The sequence below is a fragment of the Microcoleus sp. K5-D4 genome, from assembly GCF_036704575.1.
Lineage (GTDB): Bacteria > Cyanobacteriota > Cyanobacteriia > Cyanobacteriales > Microcoleaceae > Microcoleus.
Genome location: NZ_JAUBSD010000028.1, coordinates 51,862 through 73,715, shown reverse-complemented (window position 1 = coordinate 73,715; position 21,854 = coordinate 51,862). Strand labels below are relative to the sequence as shown.

Below are 21,854 nucleotides of genomic sequence, written 5' to 3'. Positions count from 1 at the left end.
ATCAAATTACCGATATAACTGGGCTGTCGGCACTCACCAACCTGACATCGCTGGGTCTTGGCAACAATCAAATTACCGATCTCACCTCGCTGTCGGGACTAACTAACCTGACCCACCTGAATCTGGAATACAATCAAATTACCGACATCACTGGGCTGTCGGCACTCACCAACCTCACCGAACTGAGTCTGAAATACAATCAAATTACCGATATCACCTCGCTGTCGGCACTCACCAATCTGACAAAACTGCGGCTCTACATCAATCAAATTACCGACATCACTGGGCTGTCGGCACTCACCAACCTGACCGAACTTTATCTCTCCAACAATAAAATTACCGATATCACTGGGCTGTCGGCACTCACCAATCTGACCATACTGTATCTCGACAGCAATCAAATTACCGATATTAGTCCGCTGTCGGCACTCACCAACCTGACAAAACTAGATCTCATCGCCAATCAAATTAGCGACATCACCTCGCTGTCGGCACTCACCAACCTGACCGAACTGAAGCTCTACAACAATAAAATTACCGATATCACCTGGCTATCGGCACTCACCAACCTGACATCGCTGGCTATTGGCGACAATCAAATTACCGATATCACCTCGCTGTCGGCACTCACCAACCTGACCGAACTGTCTCTGGACTCCAATCAAATTACCGACATCACCTCGCTGTCGGCACTCACCAACCTGACCGACCTGGATTTGGACTCCAATCAAATTACCAATATCACCTCGCTGTCGGCACTCATCAACCTGACTGAATTGAGTCTCTACAACAATCGAATTACCGATATCGCTGGACTGTCGGGACTCACCAACCTGATCGACCTGAGTCTGAAATACAATCAAATTACCGATATCACTGGGCTGTCAGGACTCACCAACCTGACCCTACTGTATCTGGACTCGAATCAAATTACCGATATCACTGGGCTGGCGGCACTCACCAACCTGATCGAACTGAGTCTTCGTGACAATCAAATTACCTACTTCAATCTGTCGAGGGAACTTAGACAGAAGTACCTGACGCTCTCTACCACGCCAATTGATGCTCTAAAAGCTACAGAAACGGTGAAAAAAATCTATGCAGCTATTGGTCGAGAAGCACCCCAAGTTATTGTTTGCAGCAGTCCACAGGTAGCTTCTATAAAACTACCCAAACAACTCAAAATCTCCTGGATATCGCAACTTCAAAAATGGGAAATAGGGGTTGGCAATTTAGTAAGGAGAAACAGATTGTTGGATGAGTTATTTCAAGGGCTGTACCTAGGATGTTCGGGTGAGGTGTGGCGGCGCGTTCTGTGGCAGGAAAGAAGACTAGAGCAGTCAGTTGATAACATACTCGACTCAGAATTTCAGGACTTGGTAGCAAATTACGGAGAATCGCTGGGAGGTGATATCATGGCCGAGCCTTACTATCTAAGGCCACTAACCCCTACGGAGAGGGTGGAGGAAATCCATTGGATTGAATTTTTGATAGCGAAATTTGGTATTCCTCTCGACCAAAAAGCACAAGAACTATTTCGCTGCAAGCAACAGTTGTTCGAGGATTGCGGTTGGATATTTCCGTTTGAAAAAGTTTGCCTAGTTTGCGATCGCCCCCTGCACATCCGCTTTGACGCTGAAAATCGGCTACACGCTGAAGGAGAACCGGCGATCGCATTTGCGGACGGCTACAGTTTATACTTTCACCACGGCCTTAAATTACCCGAAAAATACGGAAAAGTACACCCCGATTTGTGGGAAGCACAATGGCTTTTATTTGAAGAAAATGCCGAACTGCGTCGATTGTTAATTCAGAGAATTGGTTACGATCGCATTTGTCAAGAATTAGAGGTGACAGAATTAGATAGTTGGCAGGAATACACTTTATTAAGCATCGAGTTTGACGATGATTTTGATGACGAGGGTAATGCAAAGCCAATTTATCTGTTAAAAATGACTTGTCCGAGCACGGGACACATTCACGCTTTGCGAGTGCCGCCAAATGTGCGATCGGCTCAAGAAGCAATTCGCTGGGTAAATTGGGATATTGACCTAGAGGAGTTTTCCGTGCAAACCTGAGTAATAGCAATTTAAAAAAGTGTTGCTACAATCATTAGTCTTATACCAATTGTTAAAAGTCACAGAACCCCGCGCAGGACTTAGGATCAGCCGTTTCCCTACCCGATCATCTGTACTTTACTCCCCTGAAAACCGCTATATTGACAACAGCCTTAATCCATGAAACACCCATAAACGTGGCCGCAGTGTGCCAGTTCCCAGGGTGGAATGCACCAACCACCGATCGCCCAAAAACAGTTAATAACATGAAGAAGAAGCCCACCCTCGATCGAAGGTGGGCTCTGTTCATGCCAGCTTACCGACAGCTAGGCAATCGGGTCTCTTCGCTGGTAGACGTAAAATATCGGAAAAAGATCCGAACGTCCGAAAAAACTTATCGCCCACCATTAAGCTTCAGTTTACCCAACCGGATCGGGAAAATTGCGCCCCTAGCGATGTTCCCCTAAAACCGGGGAACACTGGGGCTTCAACTTTTCAATAGACTTCTGCAAAAAAGCTCGTCTTGGGCCGGCAGGATGCCCAAAGCCTACTCCGCACAAGAATTAAAATTTTTCGAGAAGTCTCATAATTCTCCTCTTTAACTTTGATTTGCCAACCGATTAAGCATCGTGATCGTGTGCAAAACGACGGAACAGGAAATCTAAAGCGTAGTTCCGCAAATTGTAGTATTCCGGATCTTCCATCATTTGAACCCGATCGCGCGGACGCGGGAAAGGAATCTCCAAAACTTCGCCAATTGTCGCCGATGGGCCATTAGTCATCATCACCAGTCGATCTGCCAAAAACAGCGCTTCATCAATATCGTGAGTAATCATCAACACCGTACAGCGGTGATCGTTCCAGATTTTCAGCAACTCTTCCTGCAATTCCTCCTTAGTAATTGCGTCCAGAGCACCAAAAGGTTCGTCTAAAATCAGCACTTTCGGGCGAATTGCCAAGGCGCGGGCAATAGAAACCCGCTGCTTCATCCCCCCCGAAATTTGCGGCGGTCTTTTCTCAGCAGCTTCTGTCAATCCCACCATCGCCAAATGCTCTTTCACGATCGCATTTTTTTCGACCTTCGACTTATTCGGAAATACAGCATTAACCGCAAGGTAAACATTTTCAAACACCGTCCGCCAAGGCAGCAAAGCGTAACCCTGAAACACCACCATGCGATCGGGGCCCGGCTTCGTAATCCGCTGCCCGTTAATCGACACGGTGCCCTGGCTCGGATGGCTAAAACCCGACACCATATTTAACAGTGTTGATTTGCCGCAGCCCGAGTGTCCGATCAGAGTAATAAACTCTCCCTCAGCTACAGTCAGATTGACGTTTTCTAAAGCCCTGTAACCGTTTGGATATTCTTTGTAAACATTGTCCATCACCAAAAAAGGCTGGCGGCGGCCTTTTCCCCGCTGGATTTGAGTTTTGGTGTTTGTCTGGTTGAGAGAAGTATTAATCATGGGTTTGGGAAATTGTGATTGGGTGATTTGCGAAGGAAGAATGAAGAGGCAATAGGGAAGAATGAAGAGGCAATTACTAAGTAGAATTAGCAGTTAACAATTAATAGCTAAAAACCCAAAACTAACAATTAGCAATTACCCTGTTTTTATCCAACTAAAAACCGCTCTAAGCAGCTCTGCGGCCGGAATCGAGTACAACTTCCGCCATCGTGAAATCGCGTTTGATCGCCAGATTGTTGAGATAGCCGATCGGATCGTCAGCATTAAACACCGAGCCGTCAAACAAGCTGAGAGAACCGCGAGTGTAATTAATATCAGCCATCCCCAGCTCTCGCGCCGCCGTGCTGAACGCACCGACTCGCACCACCCGCTCCAGAATTTCCACCCAGTTGCGCGGGAACACAGTATCGCCCCAGCGCGCCATCTGCACCATGTGCCACAGTTGTTCGGTGCGGCTTGGGCGATTCACCCCCTCTCCAGAAAACAAGTGGTGGGCGTATTCCCGCATCGGAGTATCGAGGTTGCAAGCAACTGATTGCGGGTCGCCGAGTTGGATGTAACTCTTATCAGTAGCGACGTACTCCCTTCCCGCGACTATTTCCGAAACCTCGGCGGCGTGATTTGGATCGGCGCAATACTGGCAAGCTTCCAGCAAAGCTTTGACTAGAGCAATGTGAGTATTGGGATAAGCATTTGCCCAGTCTTCCCGAACTCCGAGAATTTTCCCGGGGTGTCCGGGCCACAGTTCCAAATCTGTCGCCACCGTAAAGCCGACTCCTTCCATCGATGCCCGCAAGTTCCAAGGTTCGCCGACGCAGAAACCGTCAATAGTGCCGCCCTGCAAGTCAACGATCATCTGAGCCGGTGGGATATTTTTCAGCAACACATCGCGATCCGGGTCAATGCCACCGGAAGCCAGCCAGTAACGCAGCAACAGGTTGTGCATCGAAGAAGGGTGAACGATGCCCATACGGTGCGTTTGCGCGGGCGTTCTCTGGAGCATTTTTTTAAAGTCTGCCAGAGTGTAGATCCCTTGGTCGTAAAAGCGTCTCGCGAGGGTAATTCCGTTGCCATTGCGGCTCATGGTGAGGGCTGTAACCGTCGGAATCGGCTTCTCTTGGTGGCCTCCCAAGCTCAACCACACCGCCATCCCAGAGGGCATTTGAGCTGCGTCTAAGTAACCTGCGGCGATGCCGTCTACGATGCCGCGCCAGCTTGTTTCCCGCACGAGGTGGACTTCATCTAGGCCGTGCTTGGCAAAAAAGCCTTTTTCTTTGGCGACAGCGAGGGGAGCACAGGCTGCCAGCGGAATAAAGCCGAGTTCGAGGTTGACTTTTTCCAGGCCGTGACGGGCGATCGCGGGTACTTTCCGCGCCCGCAGTTTTTTGACGCGCTTCTGCTGGTTGAGGAAGTAAATCATTTCGCTGCGTAGAGCGTAGTAGCTGGGGTGTGAGACGACTTCCATGCGCTGGCGGGGGCGGGGGATGTCTACTTCGAGAATGCCGCCAATCTTCGATTCTGGGCCGTTGGTGAGCATGACGATGCGATCGCTCAGCAACACTGCCTCATCCACATCGTGCGTTACCATCAGGGCGCTGATTTCGTACTCTTGGCAAATTTCCATCAACTTTTCTTGCAAGTTGCCGCGAGTCAAAGCATCCAAAGCGCCGAAGGGTTCGTCTAAGAGTAACAGTTTGGGGCGCAGGGCCAGAGCACGGGCGATCGCCACGCGCTGTTTTTGTCCACCCGACAGCAGTGCCGGTTGCTTCTCGGCGTGGGGCGTCAAGCCCACCATATCGATGTGTTTTTGAATGATTTCGAGGCGTTCGGCCTTGGGTAAGCCGCTCATTACCGAGTCTACGGCTAGGGTAATGTTTTCTCTGACCGTCCGCCAAGGTAGCAGCGAATAGTTTTGGAATACTACCATGCGATCGGGGCCTGGCTGGGTGATTCTTTGCCCTTCAATTGTCACCAATCCGGATGTCGGCATATCCAAACCTGCGACCATATTTAGCAGCGTAGATTTGCCGCAGCCGGAGTGTCCAATTAAGGAGATAAATTCGCCTTTTTTAATTTCGAGATCGATGCCTTTGAGGGCTATGTATGTCCCGCCATCTGAGAGATTAAAGACTTTTTCTAGTTGTTCTACTGCAATCAAAACAGACATGATTTTCTTGCCTTTTTTGTAGGTTTGTTATTTCGATACCTGCTAATTAACTTCCCAGGCAGAGCCTAGAAGTAGATGGGAGGGAGAGACTGGAAGCATAAATACTGTGACTTTCCCGTAGAATATTATCTACTTCTTCCCTCTTCTTCCTTCGTGTCCTTCCCGTCTTCGCGGTTAAATAATCCTAATTCTTCCGGCCCCAGAGAAGTAACTCAAAACTACTTTCCTTGAGGGGGAGCAATTTTTTGCTGCAACCAAGCCATCATGCGATCTAGCAACAAACCAACAGCCCCAATGTAGAACACCGCTAACAGAATTTCGCTGATGTAGTTTTGCTGGTAAGCATTCCAAATAAAGAAGCCGATACCCGTAATCCCCGACATCACGATTTCCGCTGCAATAATCGCCAGCCAAGCCAAACCGATCGCAATTCTCAATCCTGTGAAGATATAAGGAAGCGCCGACGGAAACAAAATATTCATGTAATATTCCTGACGAGAAAGTTGCAGCACTTTCGCCACGTTGTTGTAATCGTCGGGAATTTGGCGCACACCTTCAGCCGTGTTGATTAAAATCGGCCACACTGAAGTGATAAAAATTACGAACAAAGCAGCAGGTTCGTTTTGTTGCAGTGCAGCCAGGGCGATCGGCACCCAAGCCAAAGGCGCTACCATCCGCAAAAACTGGAAAATCGGATCTAAAGCCTTGTTCAAGAAGGGATTCGTACCTACCAAAACACCCCCAGCAATTCCCACAGCAGCGGCTAGAGTGTAGCCTTTTGCCACCCGTTCCAAACTAGCCAAAGTTTGCCAAAACAAGCCGATTCCGTAGGTTTTGGAATTCATGAAAGGATACAGCAACAATATCCGCGTCCGTTCGTCAGTCCAAACACTTATCGGTCCCGGTAGTTTGATCAGTCCGGTGCTCGACAGGAATTGCCAAACTAATAGAAATCCAATTATTCCCAAAATTGGCGGCAAGATATTTGGAGAATTCTTCTTCCAAAACTCGCCAAATGCTCCTTGTGCATTGCCGCTTCTCCGACTTGTACTTACAGCCATGCTGCTAATCTCCTATCTCTGGTGATGTGTATTTTCGAGACTAAATTTCGAGACTAAATTATGGGAAGCTAAGACCCCATCACACTTTTTTAATTGCCAAACTCTTGAGATAAGCTTCGGGATTTTCCGGGTTGAATTCTTTGCCGTCAAAGAACTTTTCAACGCCACGAGACGTACTTTTCGGAATGTCAGCATCAGCAACTCCGGCTAATTTAGCTGCCTTCTTCCAGATATCTTCTCGGTTGACTTTATCGATGATTGTCTTTTTGTCTGCCAAGGTTTTTGTCGGCAGGAAACCCCAGCGCACGCTTTCGGTTAAGAACCACAAATCGTGACTCTTGTAGGGATAGGAAACGTTGCCGACGCCATCATTCCAGTACAGCGGACTCATCTTGAAGTCGTTGATGTCTGGTTTGCCGTCGCCCATAACATAATTGCCTTGATAAGGAGGCGTCAAAACCGTCGGAGATACGTCAAAGAAGTTTCTTCCAGAAGTAATGGCGACTAATTCGGCTCGATGTTCGGGCTTGTCGCACCACTGCTGCGCCTCAATTAGTCCTGCGAGTAAGGCTTCGGTGGCTTTGGGGTGTTTGTCTACCCAGTCGCCGCGAATTGCTAGATATTCCTCTGGATGTGCTTTCCAAATTTCGGAGGTGAGGGCGGACATGAAACCGATGTTTTCTTTGACAATCCGCAGCGGCCAGGGGTCGCCGGTGCTGAAAGCGTCCATACTTCCAGTTTTCATGTTGGCGACGGTTTGGGCAGCGGGTACTGTTAGCAACTCGGCCTCTGTGTCGGGATCGATGCCGTTAGCTGCCAGCCAGTAGCGAATCCAAAAGTCTTGGTTGACTTTGGGGAAGGTGTAGGCTGCTTTGAAGGGAGTACCTGCTTGTTTGAGGCCTTTGATGTAGTCTTGGGCCGCTTGATCTAGTTTAAGTCCGAGGCCTTTGCCTTGGTGTTTGGCCGCGATCGCAATTCCATTTCCGTGAGTGTTCAACTGGGCCAGAACATACATGGGGATTTGGACGCTGTTTTTGGTGATCAGACCTTGACTAATTTGATAAGGCATCGGCATTTGCCACTGGCCGCCGTCAATGCCGCCGCCTGCCGATCCAATTTCTAGGTTATCTCTGGCAGAGCCCCAGTTGGCTTGCTTAGCAACTGTTACCTCAGTCATGCCGTATTTGGCAAAAAAGCCTTTTTCTTGAGCAATGATTAAAGGTGCTGCTTCGACGATCGGGATATATCCCAATGTGATTTTAGTGCTTTCAATTCCTTCGACTCTTTTCTCGTTGGCAACAGCCACTACTGAGGTAGCTGCGGGTATTGCGCCGTCAGCACCGGCCGTTGCACCGGGTTCTGGGGGATTTCCCAAACAACCTTTGAGCAGTATTGAACCCAGGGCAGATGCACCTGCTTTGATGATAAATTTACGCCGAGAAAGCGCAGAAAATTCATCTGAAAATCTTGTCATAGCATAGCCTCGCTGCAATTCATAATCTTCTGTAACAACATTCACTGAAGGTTATCAACGCGCTTTTTTGCTGTTCGCTAATTGGGTTTAGCTAACTGTTTTGAGCGCAGGTTGGCAGGAGGGAGCAAAAGATTTATCGCTAGTATAAGTCTTTAAACTATCCCTGCTGATTTGACTTGTTTGATTAATATCGATATTTCGATCGGCCGAGTTGTGTGAACTCACTTTTTGCGAGCCGCACGTTTCCTTCACTTGATAATTAACTCTACCGTACTCTTGCGGAAATAATAAAACAATTATTAAATTTGATTGATAAGTAAATCTTGTGGGACTGCGCTATCGATAAGCAGGGCTGTTTCATTCTCTTGTAGGGGCAGCCACGAGGGGCAGCCCCAATCCCTGAAACGCTTAATAAATAGTGGATGGGGAGGGTCGGCATTCTTGGCACGACAAGAGTCAAAACGCTGGTTTTCCTGAGAAGCAAACAGCCCTGTATCGATAAGGAGCCGTTGGGAAGAGCGATCGGGTTTGCTTATCAAAACTCTTCAAACCAAGATTTGCTGGGTGAAAGTTGTAGCGAATGCCGATCGGGGGGCTTTCCAATCTATTATCAATAAGCGACAAATATCGCCACCACCACACATTTACTTTGTTAATATATCTTTACTTTTTTGAGTTGTTAATTGTAGTTAATTATACAGAAATAATTATTATTATACGCTTTTGCTGTTTTCACACGGTTAACTGGTTTTCAGTGGTGGACTAAAATTGGCGCTTAATCGTAAGTGATTTACCAAACTAAATATTAAAGGCTAAAACTTGAGAGTTCAGAATATTAGAGGTACAAGATCATGACACTTATAGTTGCAGACAAACACAGAAATTTACAAAGATCGATCGCAGTTACTTGTAGCGCGATCGTCCTAGCATTATGTGGAAGTGGACTATCTGCTGATGCCGCCGAAACGCGAGCCCAAAACATTAGACGAACATTTGCTGATTGGTGTCGCCAAGCTGATTTGACTCCTGAAGCTAAACATACTGTTGAGGTGCTGTTGGAGAAAGCTGAGACTACTGAGTGCGATGCGGCGGATCGGAAACTTTCGAGCCTCACGGAACTCTGGTTCTCCAACAATCAAATCAGTGACATCAAACCGCTAGCATCTTTGACTAACCTGACTGTGCTCTGGCTCTCCAACAATCAAATCAGTGACATCAAACCGCTAGCATCCTTGACTAACCTGACTGAGCTCAAGCTCGGCGAAAATCAAATCAGCGACATCAAACCGCTAGCATTTTTGACTAACCTAAAGGGTCTAGACCTCTGGAACAATCAAATCAGCGACATCAAACCGCTAGCATCTTTGACTAACCTGACTTGGCTCAACCTCTGGACAAATCAAATCAACGACATCAAACCGCTAGCATCCTTGACTAAACTGACTTCTCTCGACCTCAGCTACAATCCTGTAAGCGACATCAAACCGCTAGCATCCTTGACTAACCTGACTTGGCTCAACCTCTGGACAAATCAAGTCAACGACATCAAACCGCTAGCATCCTTGACTAACCTGACTTGGCTCAGTCTCAGTGGCAATCCTATCAGCGACATCAAACCGCTAGCATCCTTGACTAACCTGACCGAGATCTCCCTCAGTGGCAATTCTATCAGCGACATCAAACCCCTAGAATCCTTGACTAACCTGGCTAAGCTCAGCCTCACCGAGATTCAAATCAGCAACCTCAAACCACTAGAATCCTTGACTAACCTGACTGATCTCAACCTCAACTTGAATCAAATCAGCGACCTCAAATTGGTAGAATCTTTGACTAACCTGACTAAGCTCAGCCTCAACAACAATCAAATCAGCGACCTCAAACCGCTAGCATCCTTGACTAAACTGACTGAACTCAAGCTCGAACAAAATCAAATCAGCGACATCAAACCGCTAGAATCCTTGACTAACCTGACTGTGATCGACCTCCGCCAAAATCAAATCAGCGACATCAAACCACTAGCATCCTTGACTAAACTGACTTCTCTCTTCCTCGACTTCAATAAAATTAACGACATCAAACCGCTAGCATCCTTGACTGACCTGACAGATATCTCCCTCAGAATCAATCAAATCAGCGACATCAAACCGCTAGAATCTTTGACTAACCTGACTCGGGTCTACCTCAGCGGAAATCCGATCACTCCCAAAAATTGCCCTCTCAAGCCAGAGTCTATCTGTAATTGGGAACTCTGAAATTAAATGCTAAAACTTGACAGTTTCGGTAAAACAGAGAAACCGGGTTTCTTCAAGAAACCCGGTTTCTAAACACCCGAAATTACTAATCGATCGCAGTACCTACAAATTCGATTAGTTGGGCGGGTCAAAGCGGTTGACCCAGAGAGCAACACCGATCATCGGTAGGGCTACGCCGAAGCAAATCAGCCACTGATCCAAGTTCATTGGAGCCGTCTCAAATATGCGATTGACAAACGGAGAATTAGCAAAGATGATCTGCAAAATCACCGCCAGGACAATTCCCACACCGAGAGCGGGAGCGCCGCTAACTTCTTCCTTAGAACCGCTAAACTTAGCAATCAAAGAAGGCAACAACTGGCTGAGACTCAACAGGTAAAAAATTCTCCCCATTACCAAAGCTTGAATCGCCATCGTGCGGGCCAGTGCCAAAGTTCCCCAATCCGCTTGGCGCACCCATTCAAACATTCCGAAAATCAGAGTCCAGTTGTAAAGAGAAATAGCGATGATGCGCTTGATCCGATTTCCAGTGAGAAAAGCTTCGTTTACCGGTCGGGGCTGCTGTTTCATCACTCCCGCTGACTTGGGCTCGAAAGCCAGAGGCACAGTCATGGTGATGGAGTTGAGCATATTCAGCCAGAGAATTTGTAGCGACAAAATCGGCAATTCTCGACCTAGGAGCGTGCTGAGCAAAATTGTCATCGATTCTCCGCCGTTGACTGGGAGAATGAAGCTAATTGCTTTGAGCAGATTTTTGTAAACCGATCGCCCTTCTTCGACAGCAGATTCGATCGACGCAAAGTTATCGTCAGTCAGAATCATGTCCGCGGCTTCCTTAGAAACCTCCGTACCGCTGCCCATCGCAATGCCGATATCCGCTTGTTTGAGGGCTGGCGCGTCGTTAACACCGTCTCCCGTCATCGCCACGATTTCGCCTTTTTGCTGCAAAGCTTCTACGAGGCGGAGTTTTTGTTCGGGGGCGACGCGGGCAAAAACTGAGCCGGCTTCTACAGCTTCGCCGAGTTCCTGCTTGCTCATTTCGGCGAGTTGAGCGCCGGTGTAGGCTACAAGTTCTCTGTGGTGTTTCGTTTTGCGGAATCCCATGCGGCGGGCGATCGCCTTGGCTGTAGCGATGTGGTCGCCGGTAATCATTTTGACTTGGATGCCGGCGGTTTGACAAGCTTGGACGGCTGCGATCGCCTCAGCCCGCGGCGGGTCAATCATGCCTTGCAGTCCCAAGAAAACCAGGCCTGACTCCAAATCCGAGTGATCGACGGAATTTTGGCTTTGGGGTACTGGCTTTTTTGCTAAAGCCAAGACGCGCAAGCCTTGCTTTGCCATTTCATCGACTTGATGGTGAATTTGTTCGCGATCGACTTCTACCGGATTTCCTTGAGTGTCGAGACTGGAACCGCAGCGGCCGAGAATTGATTCTACGGAACCTTTGACGTACAAAATTTTGCCACTGGGAGTTCGGTGCAGCGTCGCCATGTATTGAAACTGAGATTCAAAGGGAATTGAATCCAGCCGCTGCATTGACTTGGACAAAATTTGCTGGCTCAATTCGGCTTTTTTGGCAACAGCAATTAACGCTCCTTCTGTCGGATCTCCGACGACAATCCAATTATCGTCTTTGAATTCCAGGTGAGAGTCGTTGCAAAGGAGTCCAGCTTGCAAACATTCTTGCAAAGTTGGAGTTTGGCTGACAGTAATTGGCAGTTGGTTGAGTTGAATTTCACCTTCGGGGCTGTATCCCGTACCCGTAACTGAGTAGGATTCGCCACCAGAATAGATTTCTTGCACCGTCATTTGGTTTTCCGTCAAGGTTCCGGTTTTGTCGGAACAGATGACTGTAGCGCCGCCGAGGGTTTCTACTGCGGGCAATTTGCGGACGATCGCGTGGCGATTTGCCATCCGGGAAACGCCTACGGCTAGGGTGACGGTAATGACGGCGGGTAAGCCTTCGGGAATTGCACCGACAATCAGGGCGACTGCGGGTTCGACAGCTTCTTTAAAGGCTGAAACTCCCGCAGGGACTGGCTTACCCAATCTGACGGCGAAGGTCAAGGTTGCCATTCCCAACACGAATAACAGCCAGTTTTGACTGAATTGGTTGAATTTGCGGGTTAAGGGGGTGGTGAGGTCGATGTGGCGATCTAATAGTTGGGAGATTTTGCCGGTTTCGGTTTTATTGGCGATCGCAATTACGATGCCGCTAGCTTGGCCAAAAGTGACAAAACTGCCGGCATAGGCCATGTTATCCCGTTCTGCTAGCGGCGTTTCTTTTGGTAGAACTATGTCTCCAGATTGTCCTAATTCTTTTTCGACCGCAACAGATTCCCCGGTGAGTCCCGATTCGTCGATTTGCAAGTCGCGGACTTTCACTAAGCGCAAGTCTGCCGGTACTTTGTCGCCGGAAGTCAGGATTACTAAGTCGCCGACTACGAGTTCTTTGGAGGGAATTCTTAATTTTTTGCCGCCCCGAATGACTGTGGCTTCGGTGGTGACAGCTTGGGCTAAAGCTTCAATTTTTTTCTCGGCTCCAGCTTCTTGGATGAAACTAATAGTAGCGTTGGTGGTTGTTACGCCCCAAATTACGCTAGCGTTTAGCCATTCTCCAATCACTGCTTTGATTAAACCTGCACTCAGCAAGATGATCAGGAGGGGTTGGTTAAATTGCAGGATAAATTTTAACCAGGCTGGTTTCCCTGCTTTAACCGTTAGTTCGTTGGGCCCGAATTTCTGTTGGCGATGGTTGGCTTCTGTCGGTTCTAAACCGCTTTCCAGGTTGGTTTCTAAGATAGTTGCAACCTTGGATATTTCTAGGTAGTGCCAATATTGCTCTGCTACGTCTACATCGTTGGCGGATCTTGATGGCATGATTCTTCCTGAATATTTGGGGTGTCTGACGAGCTTTGATCGCTCTTTAATAGGCACGCTCAATACAACTCACCGCTCGTTGGAGCGTGAATATATTGAGCGGCTTAATTGTTGGTTGATTACTTTAACGGGCTGTGACTTACATCTATATTACAACCGATGTGGCCGTTTGTGGCAAGAAATTTGGGGGATTTTTTCCGGCGCTAAATCTTGTTTGGGACTTGGTGGCTAAAGTGGGGAAAAGTCGATAAAATCCCTTGACATTTTGCCAATTTTAGGTGTGGTTGAAGAAAGAGGGAAGAAGGCAGGAGGCAAAAGAAAAATGCTGCCATTCCCCCACTCTCCTCCTCCTCCGCTTCCCCACGGACGATCGCATAAATGTTAAAACCCTAGTTTAAGCAACAAAATTTTGAGTTGACGGAAATACTTGTGACGCTGGTGCTGGGTTCGGTACTGTTAGCCTGGGGAATGCGTTTCGGGCGGGTGTTTGTTCGATCGTCCGTTACAAAAGAGGATTTGTTTAAGGGCAGAAATTCGATCGCCCTGGCTTTCGCGATGCACTCGCCTGCGAACACTTTGACTTCAATGCCGACTGTTTGACAAGCTGGGAGGAGTGCCAGATCAATTCATGACTCAATGCTATCAATTGCTAGTCTCTTAGTCCAAAACACTGAGTACCCTTTAGACAATTGAATTGAGATTTTGGGCTGCATCGTTCAATTGTTGAGTGCCTACTTTGGTTTGACTAATACCACTAGCTGTTTCTTTTGCCGCTAGGTTGAGGGTGTTCATCGCCTCCACTACTTGTTTAATAGCAACTGCTTGTTGTTGAGCCGTTAGAGAAATTTGTTGATTATTCAATACCACATTATTAACAGCATTTGCTACTTCCGAGAAAGCTACTGCCGTTTCTTGACTGATTTTGGTTCCTGATTCTACTGTTTTAGTACCTTCCTTTGTCACCGTTACTGTGGAATTTATCGCATTCTTGATATCATCGACTAGGCGGTTAATTTTCTCGGCTGATTTCTTACTTTTATCTGCTAGTTTGCGGATTTCTGTGGCTATGACAGTAAAACCTTTGGCGCTTTCACCCGCCCGGACTGCTTCTACTGAGGCATTCAGTGCCAGCATATTTGTTTGATTTGCTAAATCTGTGACATCAGTAGAGATATTGCCAATCTGATGGGTTTGTTGGCTCAATTGCAGAATTTGTGCCGCGATCGCCCCGACATTTTCTTTCAATATTATCATCGATTCCAGTGTTTGCTCCACTGCTAGGGTTCCCTTTTCAGTGATCTTTAAAGCTTGCCGTGCAGATTCCGCACCCGCTTGGGCTTGCTGGGCTGATTGTTGGGAAGCCGCGCCCAACTCATCCATTGTGATTGTAGTTTGATTTACAGAGCTCGATTGCTGTGCTGCTGTGCGTTCCTGTTGTTCAACTGTGGCCGCAATCTCTGTGGAAGAACTGGCGATCGTATTTGCTACCTGATTGATTGGTCGGATAATTTTAGCAAAAATAAATAATACAATAAATGAACCAAATACTACAGCAACAATCGTACCTCCTATCGAAACAATCGCCGCTAATTGCTCCGACTGTTTTGCTACTTTTGTTCTTTGAACCAGTAGATTATCTTCTACCTTAAGCATTTCGGCCAGCTTATCCCTGATTTCATCCATAAATATCTTGCCTTTACCTGAAAGCACCAAGGCTCTTAGCTCTGGTTCTTTGCCAGCCCTTTTCAGGGATATAGTTTCCGCTAATTCATCTAGTTTGTGCTGACCCAAATTTTCAACTTGCTCCAACTTTTTAACTTGCTCCTGATTATCTTTTATTAACTCTTTTGTCTCCTTTACTGTTTTATAAAATGCTACTTGACCATTTTTATAAGGTTCTAAAAATTCCTCTTTTCCAGTGAAGATAAACCCCCGCTGTCCTGTTTCAGCATCCACTAAATCTTTTTCTATGGCTTGCAAATTTGTCTTGACTACATAAGTATGCGTTTGCCACTCAATAGCTTCGGCTAAATTATCCATACTCAATTTAGTGGCAAATCCGATGGTAATCATTAACAAAAAAATGGACCCGAAGCCCAACGGAACTACTTTACTAAGCCGAATAGTATTTGGCGACATTTCCCTTTTTACTCCTTGATTAGTTGTTGACTTTTGTGGGTAAGTTGCAGTATCAATAATTTCCTGCTATTTTTCACCCAAGTAGTTATTTAATCCCTAATACTAATTCATAATTAATGCCCCTTTTTTCGTGGGAAAAACTTCCAGCGCTTTTTTTTGCTTTCCTTGCTTTACTAACTCAACCATTGACTCAGACTCATCAACAAAAATCTGACAAAAGTTAATGTCGAGCAAGCGATGCAGGTCAAGCCTTTAGAATTAAGGGTTGTTTTTCCTGCTTCGATTTTGGATAAATCCTGTTTATTCGATTGTAGCGAGAAATTGAGGAACGAAACCCAAATATCGTCCAATTCTCTCCCCCACTCTTCTTCTCTCCCACTATTGATTGGGGTTCAAGTCGATCGCAGATCGTGTTAAAACCTAGTTAAGCGAGCATATTCTGAACTTATAGAAATAGTAGTGACCCTGGTGCTGGGTTCGGCGCTGTTAGTCTAGGCAATGCGTTTCGGGCGGGTGTTAGTTCGATCGTCCGTTACAAAAGAGGATTTGTTTAAGGGCAGAAATTCGATCGCCCTGGCTTTGGCGATGCACTCGCCTGCGAACACTTTGACTTCAATGCCGACTGTTTGACAAGCTGTGAGGGCAGCGAGATCAATTCATGACTCAATGCTATCAATTGCTAGTCTCTTAGTCCAAAACACTGAGCACCCTTTAGACAATTGAATTGAGATTTTGGGCTGCATCGTTCAATTGTTGAGTGCCTACTTTGGTTTGACTAATACCACTAGCTGTTTCTTTTGCCGATAGGTTGAGGGTGTTCATAGTATCCACTACTTGTTTAATAGCAACTGCTTGTTGTTGAGCCGTTAGAGAAATTTGTTGATTGTTCAATACCACATTGTTAACAGCATTTGCTACTTCCGAGAAAGCTGCTGCCGTTTCTTGACTGATTTTGGTCCCTGATTCTACTGTTTTAGTACCTTCCTTTGTCACCGTTACTGTGGAATTTATCGCATTCTTGATATCATCGACTAGGCGGTTAATTTTCTCGGCTGATTTCTTACTTTTATCTGCTAGTTTGCGGATTTCTGTGGCTATGACAGTAAAACCTTTGGCGCTTTCACCCGCCCGGACTGCTTCTACTGAGGCATTCAGTGCCAGCATATTTGTTTGATTTGCTAAATCTGTGACATCAGTAGAGATATTGCCAATCTGATGGGTTTGTTGGCTCAATTGCAGAATTTGTGCCGCGATCGCCCCGACATTTTCTTTCAATATTATCATCGATTCCAGTGTTTGCTCCACTGCTAGGGTTCCCTTTTCAGTGATCTTTAAAGCTTGCCGTGCAGATTCCGCACCCGCTTGGGCTTGCTGGGCTGATTGTTGGGAAGCCGCGCCCAACTCATCCATTGTGATTGTAGTTTGATTTACAGAGCTCGATTGCTGTGCGGCTGTGCGTTCCTGTTGTTCAACTGTGGCCGCAATCTCTGTGGAAGAACTAACAATCATATTGACTGACTGATTCATTGTCTTTGCAATGCCTGAAGCAATCCACAGAGCGATCGCAATTGCCGTAAGTGCAGCTAAAGCAGTGCTTAAAATCACCACTGTACTCAGGAACTGCAAAGCTTGAATCTGTTTATTTTCTTGAGCTAATAAATTACTTTCCTCGGTTCTTTGAAACTCCTTAGCTATAGCATCAACCTGACGAAGCTTTGGTACAATTTGGCTCTTCCATAAGTTAAGTCCATCCTCTTGCTTACCTTGCTCAACCAAAGAAAAGGCTTGGTTATAGCCCTTGTCTATCTGATCTTGTAAGACATTCATTTCCTCTAGCCGCTGACGCTGCTGTGGGTTTTGAACCCGCTTGAGTAAATCCTGATAGAATTGGTCAAAGCTGTTTACCGCTTCATTGTATTCAGTTAAGAAATCGCTATTTTTTGCCAAAAAATACCCGCGAGCAGCTTTTTGCATACCTGCAAATCCTAGCTGTTGCTCTTTCAAATCTATAACAACAGCATGAGAATTATTTAGCAGCTTTGCTTTTTCTTCTACTTCTTTAGCATTAAAAAAAACCAAAGTAGCAGCTCCAACTGAAAGCAAAATCGGTATGGAATATCCCCACAGGATACGCTCTCTTAATTTGGTGGCTTTGAAGTTAATCATCTTAATTTGTTCCTGTGTTTTAAAAATAAATTAATTAATCCCCTTCAAAACAATGGGAACTGCCGATCCGAGTCGCCCCGGGTTTCTCAGCTTTAAGTTGGCAAACATGGCAATATCTCCTGTTGGGTTAGGTCGCTGAATTATTTGATTCTCAACCATTGACTCAGACTCATCAAGAAAAACTTGAAAAAACTTAATATCGAGCAAGCTATGCAAATCAAAGTCTTTAGGATTGATGGTTATTTCGCCTGCTTCGATTTTGGATAAATCCTGTTTATTCGATTGTAGCGGGAAATTCAGGAACCAAACCCAAACATCGTCAAATTCTCTCCCCCACTCTTCCTCTCTCCCACTCTTCCTCTCTCCTACTATTGATTGGGGTTCAAGTCGATCGCATAAATGTTACAACCTAGTTAAGCAACAAAATTTTGAGTTCATGGAAATAGTAGTGACGCTGGTGCTGGGTTCGGTGCTGTTTGTTTGGGGAATGCGGTTCGGGCGGGTGTTAGTTCGATCGGGAGTGACGGCTAACGATTTGTTTAAGGGCAGAAATTCGATCGCCCTGCTGTTTTTGGGTTTTTATATTGCCTTGCTGCTACTGGCTCTAAATCTGCCTCAAATGCCAGCTTTGCCGATCGAGTGGCGCTTTCACGGGATGCGAGTTACTTGGACTTTGCTACGAGTAATGCTGATGGGAGTCTGCGGTATTGGGTTTAGTATAAGTTGGTTGACAGCGCGACCCCAAGTAATCGCAGTAATTTTAATTTGCTTGTTGGGATTGGGAGGATTTACAGGCGCTGAAAACTATTTTATGGCGCCAATTTACGCTGATTTAATAGATAATTTGCAGCCAAACGGTGTATTTCGGCAAACATCTAACAGCAGTTGCGCGCCGGCGGCCCTAGCAACAGTGTTAAGGCGTTGGGGAATCGATGCGACGGAATCGAGTGTAGCGCGTTTTGCCGGGACGAGTCGCTTGGGAACTTCGATGCCGCAGTTAATTATAGCAGCAAGAGCTTTAGGCGTAAATGCGATCGAACTGGCGCCGACTTGGGAGCAAATTCAGCAAATTAATCGCCCCGGAGTGCTAGCAGTTTGGCTGTTTGACGGCCCTCGGAAGCTACCGCACGCGGTGGCTTTGCTGGGAATGAATGACAGTATTGCTGCAATTGGAGACCCGGCGCGGGGCAGGATTTTCTATTTAGATAGGGCAACTTTTGCCCAGATTTGGCGGGAGGAATACGTGCCGATTTTTCGTTCTGCGGATATCTGGTTAAGTGACAAACAAGCTATGGACTATTTGAGTAAATTAGGATATAATAGCGGCGATTTAAAAGCAAATATCGAGCGCTTTCAAACCGATAAAAAATTAAAAGTCAGCGGTAAGTTAGACCGGATGACTGAATTAATGTTGAGCGGCAGTTTTTTGCAAGAAGTCCCCAGACTGGATGGGAAATAGTTATGGAAAATCGTCAACCGCAGAGGAACTCTTGACCGACAGGGAAGAGGAATCATGCGGTTTTTTCAAACAATCTTTGAGTCATTCGTTGATAGCGCTCGCAAAAATTTGATCGCCCCAGCAGATGATCGACGCTCGCACCTTGGTAGCGTGGCTGCATGAAATTACCGTAAGCGTAGGCAGTTGCATCTAATTCCTCCTATATTTTTACCGTCGATCGCACCTTGGCTACGCCTCACCGTTTTTGACAATTGGGAACAGTTGAATCGCCCATTTTAGGCTCAGACAGCTTGACTTCCCATCCAGGTAAATTCCACCAATTAACTCGCTGATTCGGCTGAATCCAAAAGTTTAGTTGCGTGATCTTGCCATCCTCAAATCTGAGTGTGGGAAAGGTAGGATAACTGGTATCATCGGTTTCGCGATAAGTGCGTCCAAGGTAATTTAGGCAGGTCGTTAATCCGTCAGTAATTCCCAATTCTTCTACTCCCGTTCCCTTCAATTTGGCATCATCGTAGCTGAAAGAACCGTTGAATGAATTCCCCGCTAAACCGCCTTTGGTAACAGTGATGGTGAAATCGTAGGTTACGGGAACTGCGTAGGCTTGGGTTGCAGTGACAACTGTGCTCAGAATAGTCGTGGCGATGCCCACCGAGAGTTTTGAAATTGCTTGCATACTCGCCTCCCGAAACAAAACAACACTATAAATTTCGCTTTCAGTCATCGGGAAACTCCTTAACTACGCTTCTCTCGCAAGTGATTTATCGGATATGATATCATAAGTAATCAGTTAAATGCGATCGCAGCAGAGTGCCAAACAAACAAAAATTATCGCCTAGGATTGATAATGTATACTTTTTTGGCACTGAAAAACCCAACAGAAAACAAGCGTCTTTAATCGCCCAGAATTAACTGAGTAGATTGAACAATATTCATTCCCGCCGCCGCAAATTTTTGATAAGCTGCATCTGCTTGTTCCGTAAAATCAACAACACCCGGCACCACCACAGGCGAAGTGCAATCTTCCAGCAAATAAACCTTCTTTGCCAAATTCAGATCTCTCGCCAAAATTTCCGTTAACAAATCATCAATTGTCCAAGCAACGCAGTGACTTTTGGCTTGTCCGGCAATAATTACTGCATCAAAATCGAGTAATTTATCAATAAACTTAGCATTCTTTTCCGCAATTGGATTGCCGTCGAATCCATCTAAAACTTCGGGCCGCAAAACCGAATAGTTTTCTGTCAGTGGATTCCCGCCTTTGATTTCAAAAAGTGCTTGGCTGTTGCGGGCTATAGTATGAAAAAATACTGCTTCTTCGACCGCCGAAACCAGCGCGTGTCCGATGCCACCCAGCATCGAGTGATATGGCCAAATTGTCAGGGGATATTTCCCATCGGCGCTGAGTTTTTTGACGTAGTGGCAAACCTGTTTTTCCAGTGCTGAAAAATTCCCTCCGCTGATGCTGTGGGCGATGGCGGGATTGACTTTCCAAATGCCTTTTTGGACATCTTCGAGTGTAATAGAAGTGGCGGCTGGTAGGGGGTGTTCGCCTGCTTCGTCGATCCAAAAGATTGGATGAAAAATTTGCATGGCGGTGTGGGTGTCCATTGTCGGCGCAATGGTTGTAATTGCATTTAAATTGCGGTAAATAAATTCGCACAGCCGCAGGTTGTCATCAACTGCGCCGCTACCGGAACGCCCGCCAACAAATAGTTCAAATTCGGGCAAACAAAAGGTATTTTGGGCATCAATTATCAGCAAACAAATGCGGTTTTTGTCGCTGGATGCTGGCTGAATGCTGTGCTGAGTTGCCCAATTTTTCGCTTGGGCGGCTCGTTCTCGGTAGGGGACTCGCCAGACTTCCCCTAATTTTTTGGGGTCAAAATGTTCGGGAATTGGAAGTTGGGCTTTTGGTGTCATGACAATCGCTTTTAGGCTAGTTTACAGTAATAATTTAAGTTTGGAGTATAATGCTGATAAATCTTTGCGGGTGAATCATGGCAAAAGAACGAATCCAAGATTATGCTAGGGTAAAATTTAAACGCATAGTGTTGTTTTTTTCGGTCGCAATTTTGCTTGCTCTCTTGATTGTAGCAACTAGATCTGCCTACGTTCAAGATGTTTTGAGAACTCTGTTAATGGAGATTGAGGATTTAGGGTGGTGGGGGCCAGTGGCTTTTGTAGCTACTTACAACTTAGCTACTGTGCTGTTTGTACCGGGTTCGGTACTGACGCTGGGAGGGGGGGCGATTTTTGGTTTGTGGTGGGGTTCTGTTTACGTTTTTGCGGCGTCCAGTTTAGGTGCTGTATTTGCTTTTGCGATCGGGCGCTATTTATGCCGCGATCGCGTGGTAAAATATATGGAATCTCACCCCAAGTTTAAAGCTCTCGATCGCGCCGTTTCTCAACAAGGATTAAAAATAGTTTTTTTGACTCGTCTTTGTCCTTTATTTCCTTTCAATTTATTGAATTACGCTCTGGGAATTACTCAAGTTTCTTTGAAAGATTACGTGCTGGGTTCCTTGGGCATGATACCGGGTACAATCATGTACGTTTACTCCGGTTCTTTGGTGGGAGAGGTTGCTGCGATAGGCGCGATATGTCAGTCCACAAGTCCCCACACAGAAGCAGCAAAATGGGCGATCAATATCCTCGGTTTTATTGCTACTGTCACTGTTACTGTCTTTGTCACTCGGATAGCCAGCAAAGCTTTGGAAGAAAGTATTTAAT

The 21,854-nt window shown here is 46.3% G+C and carries 14 protein-coding genes; 5 read left to right on the top strand and 9 right to left on the bottom strand.

Annotation, left to right across the window (positions count from 1 at the left end):
• Positions 1-2,078: leucine-rich repeat domain-containing protein (locus tag QUA77_RS11695; RefSeq protein WP_333450236.1), on the top strand; the 2,078-nt coding region annotated here is incomplete at its 5' end.
• Between the two features lie 599 nt (positions 2,079-2,677).
• Here QUA77_RS11695 and QUA77_RS11690 read toward each other — a convergent pair.
• From QUA77_RS11690 to QUA77_RS11675, 4 genes are all read right to left on the bottom strand, one after another.
• The gene (locus tag QUA77_RS11690; protein WP_333074080.1) at positions 2,678-3,523 is read right to left on the bottom strand and encodes a nitrate ABC transporter ATP-binding protein; all 846 of its coding nucleotides are present in this window, start codon (positions 3,521-3,523) and stop codon (positions 2,678-2,680) included.
• Positions 3,524-3,689: 166 nt separating this feature from the next.
• Entirely contained in the window at positions 3,690-5,690 is a 2,001-nt protein-coding gene (locus QUA77_RS11685; protein ID WP_333450235.1) for a nitrate ABC transporter ATP-binding protein, read from the bottom strand.
• A 218-nt stretch (positions 5,691-5,908) separates the two neighbouring features.
• Complete coding sequence (gene ntrB, locus QUA77_RS11680) at positions 5,909-6,751, bottom strand: nitrate ABC transporter permease (RefSeq protein ID WP_333038759.1); 843 nt, start codon at positions 6,749-6,751, stop codon at positions 5,909-5,911.
• 79 nt (positions 6,752-6,830) lie between these two features.
• On the bottom strand, positions 6,831-8,225 hold the full coding sequence (locus tag QUA77_RS11675) for a CmpA/NrtA family ABC transporter substrate-binding protein (RefSeq protein WP_333038790.1): 1,395 nt from the start codon (positions 8,223-8,225) through the stop codon (positions 6,831-6,833).
• A gap of 851 nt (positions 8,226-9,076) precedes the next feature.
• Between QUA77_RS11675 and QUA77_RS11670 the strand changes: the two genes are divergently transcribed.
• The gene (locus QUA77_RS11670; RefSeq protein ID WP_333450234.1) at positions 9,077-10,477 is read left to right on the top strand and encodes a leucine-rich repeat domain-containing protein; all 1,401 of its coding nucleotides are present in this window, start codon (positions 9,077-9,079) and stop codon (positions 10,475-10,477) included.
• Positions 10,478-10,591: 114 nt separating this feature from the next.
• Here QUA77_RS11670 and QUA77_RS11665 read toward each other — a convergent pair whose 3' ends face one another.
• Positions 10,592-13,357 carry an HAD-IC family P-type ATPase gene (locus QUA77_RS11665; RefSeq protein ID WP_333450233.1) on the bottom strand — a complete coding sequence of 922 codons (2,766 nt, stop codon included), beginning with the start codon at positions 13,355-13,357 and terminating at the stop codon, positions 10,592-10,594.
• A 414-nt stretch (positions 13,358-13,771) separates the two neighbouring features.
• On the opposite strand from QUA77_RS11665, the gene QUA77_RS11660 reads away from it, so the two are divergent.
• A complete protein-coding gene (locus QUA77_RS11660; RefSeq protein ID WP_333450232.1) occupies positions 13,772-13,957 on the top strand; it encodes a hypothetical protein in 186 nt (61 codons plus the stop codon).
• Positions 13,958-14,038: 81 nt separating this feature from the next.
• Here the strand turns inward: QUA77_RS11660 and QUA77_RS11655 are convergent, their stop codons facing one another.
• Positions 14,039-15,496, bottom strand: coding sequence for a CHASE3 domain-containing protein (locus QUA77_RS11655; protein WP_445302073.1), 1,458 nt, complete (start codon positions 15,494-15,496; stop codon positions 14,039-14,041).
• Positions 15,497-16,207: 711 nt separating this feature from the next.
• Complete coding sequence (locus tag QUA77_RS11650; protein WP_333450230.1) at positions 16,208-17,662, bottom strand: methyl-accepting chemotaxis protein; 1,455 nt, start codon at positions 17,660-17,662, stop codon at positions 16,208-16,210.
• Between the two features lie 436 nt (positions 17,663-18,098).
• On the opposite strand from QUA77_RS11650, the gene QUA77_RS11645 reads away from it, so the two are divergent.
• Positions 18,099-19,121: a cysteine peptidase family C39 domain-containing protein gene (locus tag QUA77_RS11645; RefSeq protein WP_333038746.1), complete on the top strand. Its 1,023-nt coding sequence runs from the start codon at positions 18,099-18,101 to the stop codon at positions 19,119-19,121.
• A 235-nt stretch (positions 19,122-19,356) separates the two neighbouring features.
• On the opposite strand, the gene QUA77_RS11640 is transcribed toward QUA77_RS11645, so the two are convergent.
• Both QUA77_RS11640 and QUA77_RS11635 read right to left on the bottom strand, forming a co-directional pair.
• Positions 19,357-19,845 (bottom strand): hypothetical protein, encoded by a 489-nt coding sequence (locus tag QUA77_RS11640; RefSeq protein ID WP_333038743.1) that lies wholly within the window; start codon positions 19,843-19,845, stop codon positions 19,357-19,359.
• 170 nt (positions 19,846-20,015) lie between these two features.
• The gene (locus tag QUA77_RS11635; RefSeq protein ID WP_333450229.1) at positions 20,016-21,044 is read right to left on the bottom strand and encodes an isochorismatase; all 1,029 of its coding nucleotides are present in this window, start codon (positions 21,042-21,044) and stop codon (positions 20,016-20,018) included.
• A gap of 77 nt (positions 21,045-21,121) precedes the next feature.
• Between QUA77_RS11635 and QUA77_RS11630 the strand changes: the two genes are divergently transcribed.
• Positions 21,122-21,853 carry a TVP38/TMEM64 family protein gene (locus QUA77_RS11630; RefSeq protein ID WP_333450228.1) on the top strand — a complete coding sequence of 244 codons (732 nt, stop codon included), beginning with the start codon at positions 21,122-21,124 and terminating at the stop codon, positions 21,851-21,853.
• Position 21,854 lies beyond the last annotated feature (1 nt).

Excerpts from the sequence above, each read along its gene's own strand:
- QUA77_RS11640 (WP_333038743.1), bottom strand. The coding sequence starts at position 19,845 with ATGACTGAAAGCGAAATTTATAGTGTTGTTTTGTTTCGGGAGGCGAGT.
- QUA77_RS11635 (WP_333450229.1), bottom strand. The coding sequence starts at position 21,044 with ATGACACCAAAAGCCCAACTTCCAATTCCCGAACATTTTGACCCCAAA.
- QUA77_RS11630 (WP_333450228.1), top strand. The coding sequence starts at position 21,122 with ATGGCAAAAGAACGAATCCAAGATTATGCTAGGGTAAAATTTAAACGC.
- QUA77_RS11690 (WP_333074080.1), bottom strand. The coding sequence starts at position 3,523 with ATGATTAATACTTCTCTCAACCAGACAAACACCAAAACTCAAATCCAG.
- QUA77_RS11650 (WP_333450230.1), bottom strand. The coding sequence starts at position 17,662 with ATGATTAACTTCAAAGCCACCAAATTAAGAGAGCGTATCCTGTGGGGA.
- QUA77_RS11685 (WP_333450235.1), bottom strand. The coding sequence starts at position 5,690 with ATGTCTGTTTTGATTGCAGTAGAACAACTAGAAAAAGTCTTTAATCTC.
- QUA77_RS11675 (WP_333038790.1), bottom strand. The coding sequence starts at position 8,225 with ATGACAAGATTTTCAGATGAATTTTCTGCGCTTTCTCGGCGTAAATTT.
- QUA77_RS11645 (WP_333038746.1), top strand. The coding sequence starts at position 18,099 with ATGGAAATAGTAGTGACGCTGGTGCTGGGTTCGGTGCTGTTTGTTTGG.
- QUA77_RS11665 (WP_333450233.1), bottom strand. The coding sequence starts at position 13,357 with ATGCCATCAAGATCCGCCAACGATGTAGACGTAGCAGAGCAATATTGG.
- QUA77_RS11655 (WP_445302073.1), bottom strand. The coding sequence starts at position 15,496 with ATGTCGCCAAATACTATTCGGCTTAGTAAAGTAGTTCCGTTGGGCTTC.
- QUA77_RS11670 (WP_333450234.1), top strand. The coding sequence starts at position 9,077 with ATGACACTTATAGTTGCAGACAAACACAGAAATTTACAAAGATCGATC.
- ntrB (WP_333038759.1), bottom strand. The coding sequence starts at position 6,751 with ATGGCTGTAAGTACAAGTCGGAGAAGCGGCAATGCACAAGGAGCATTT.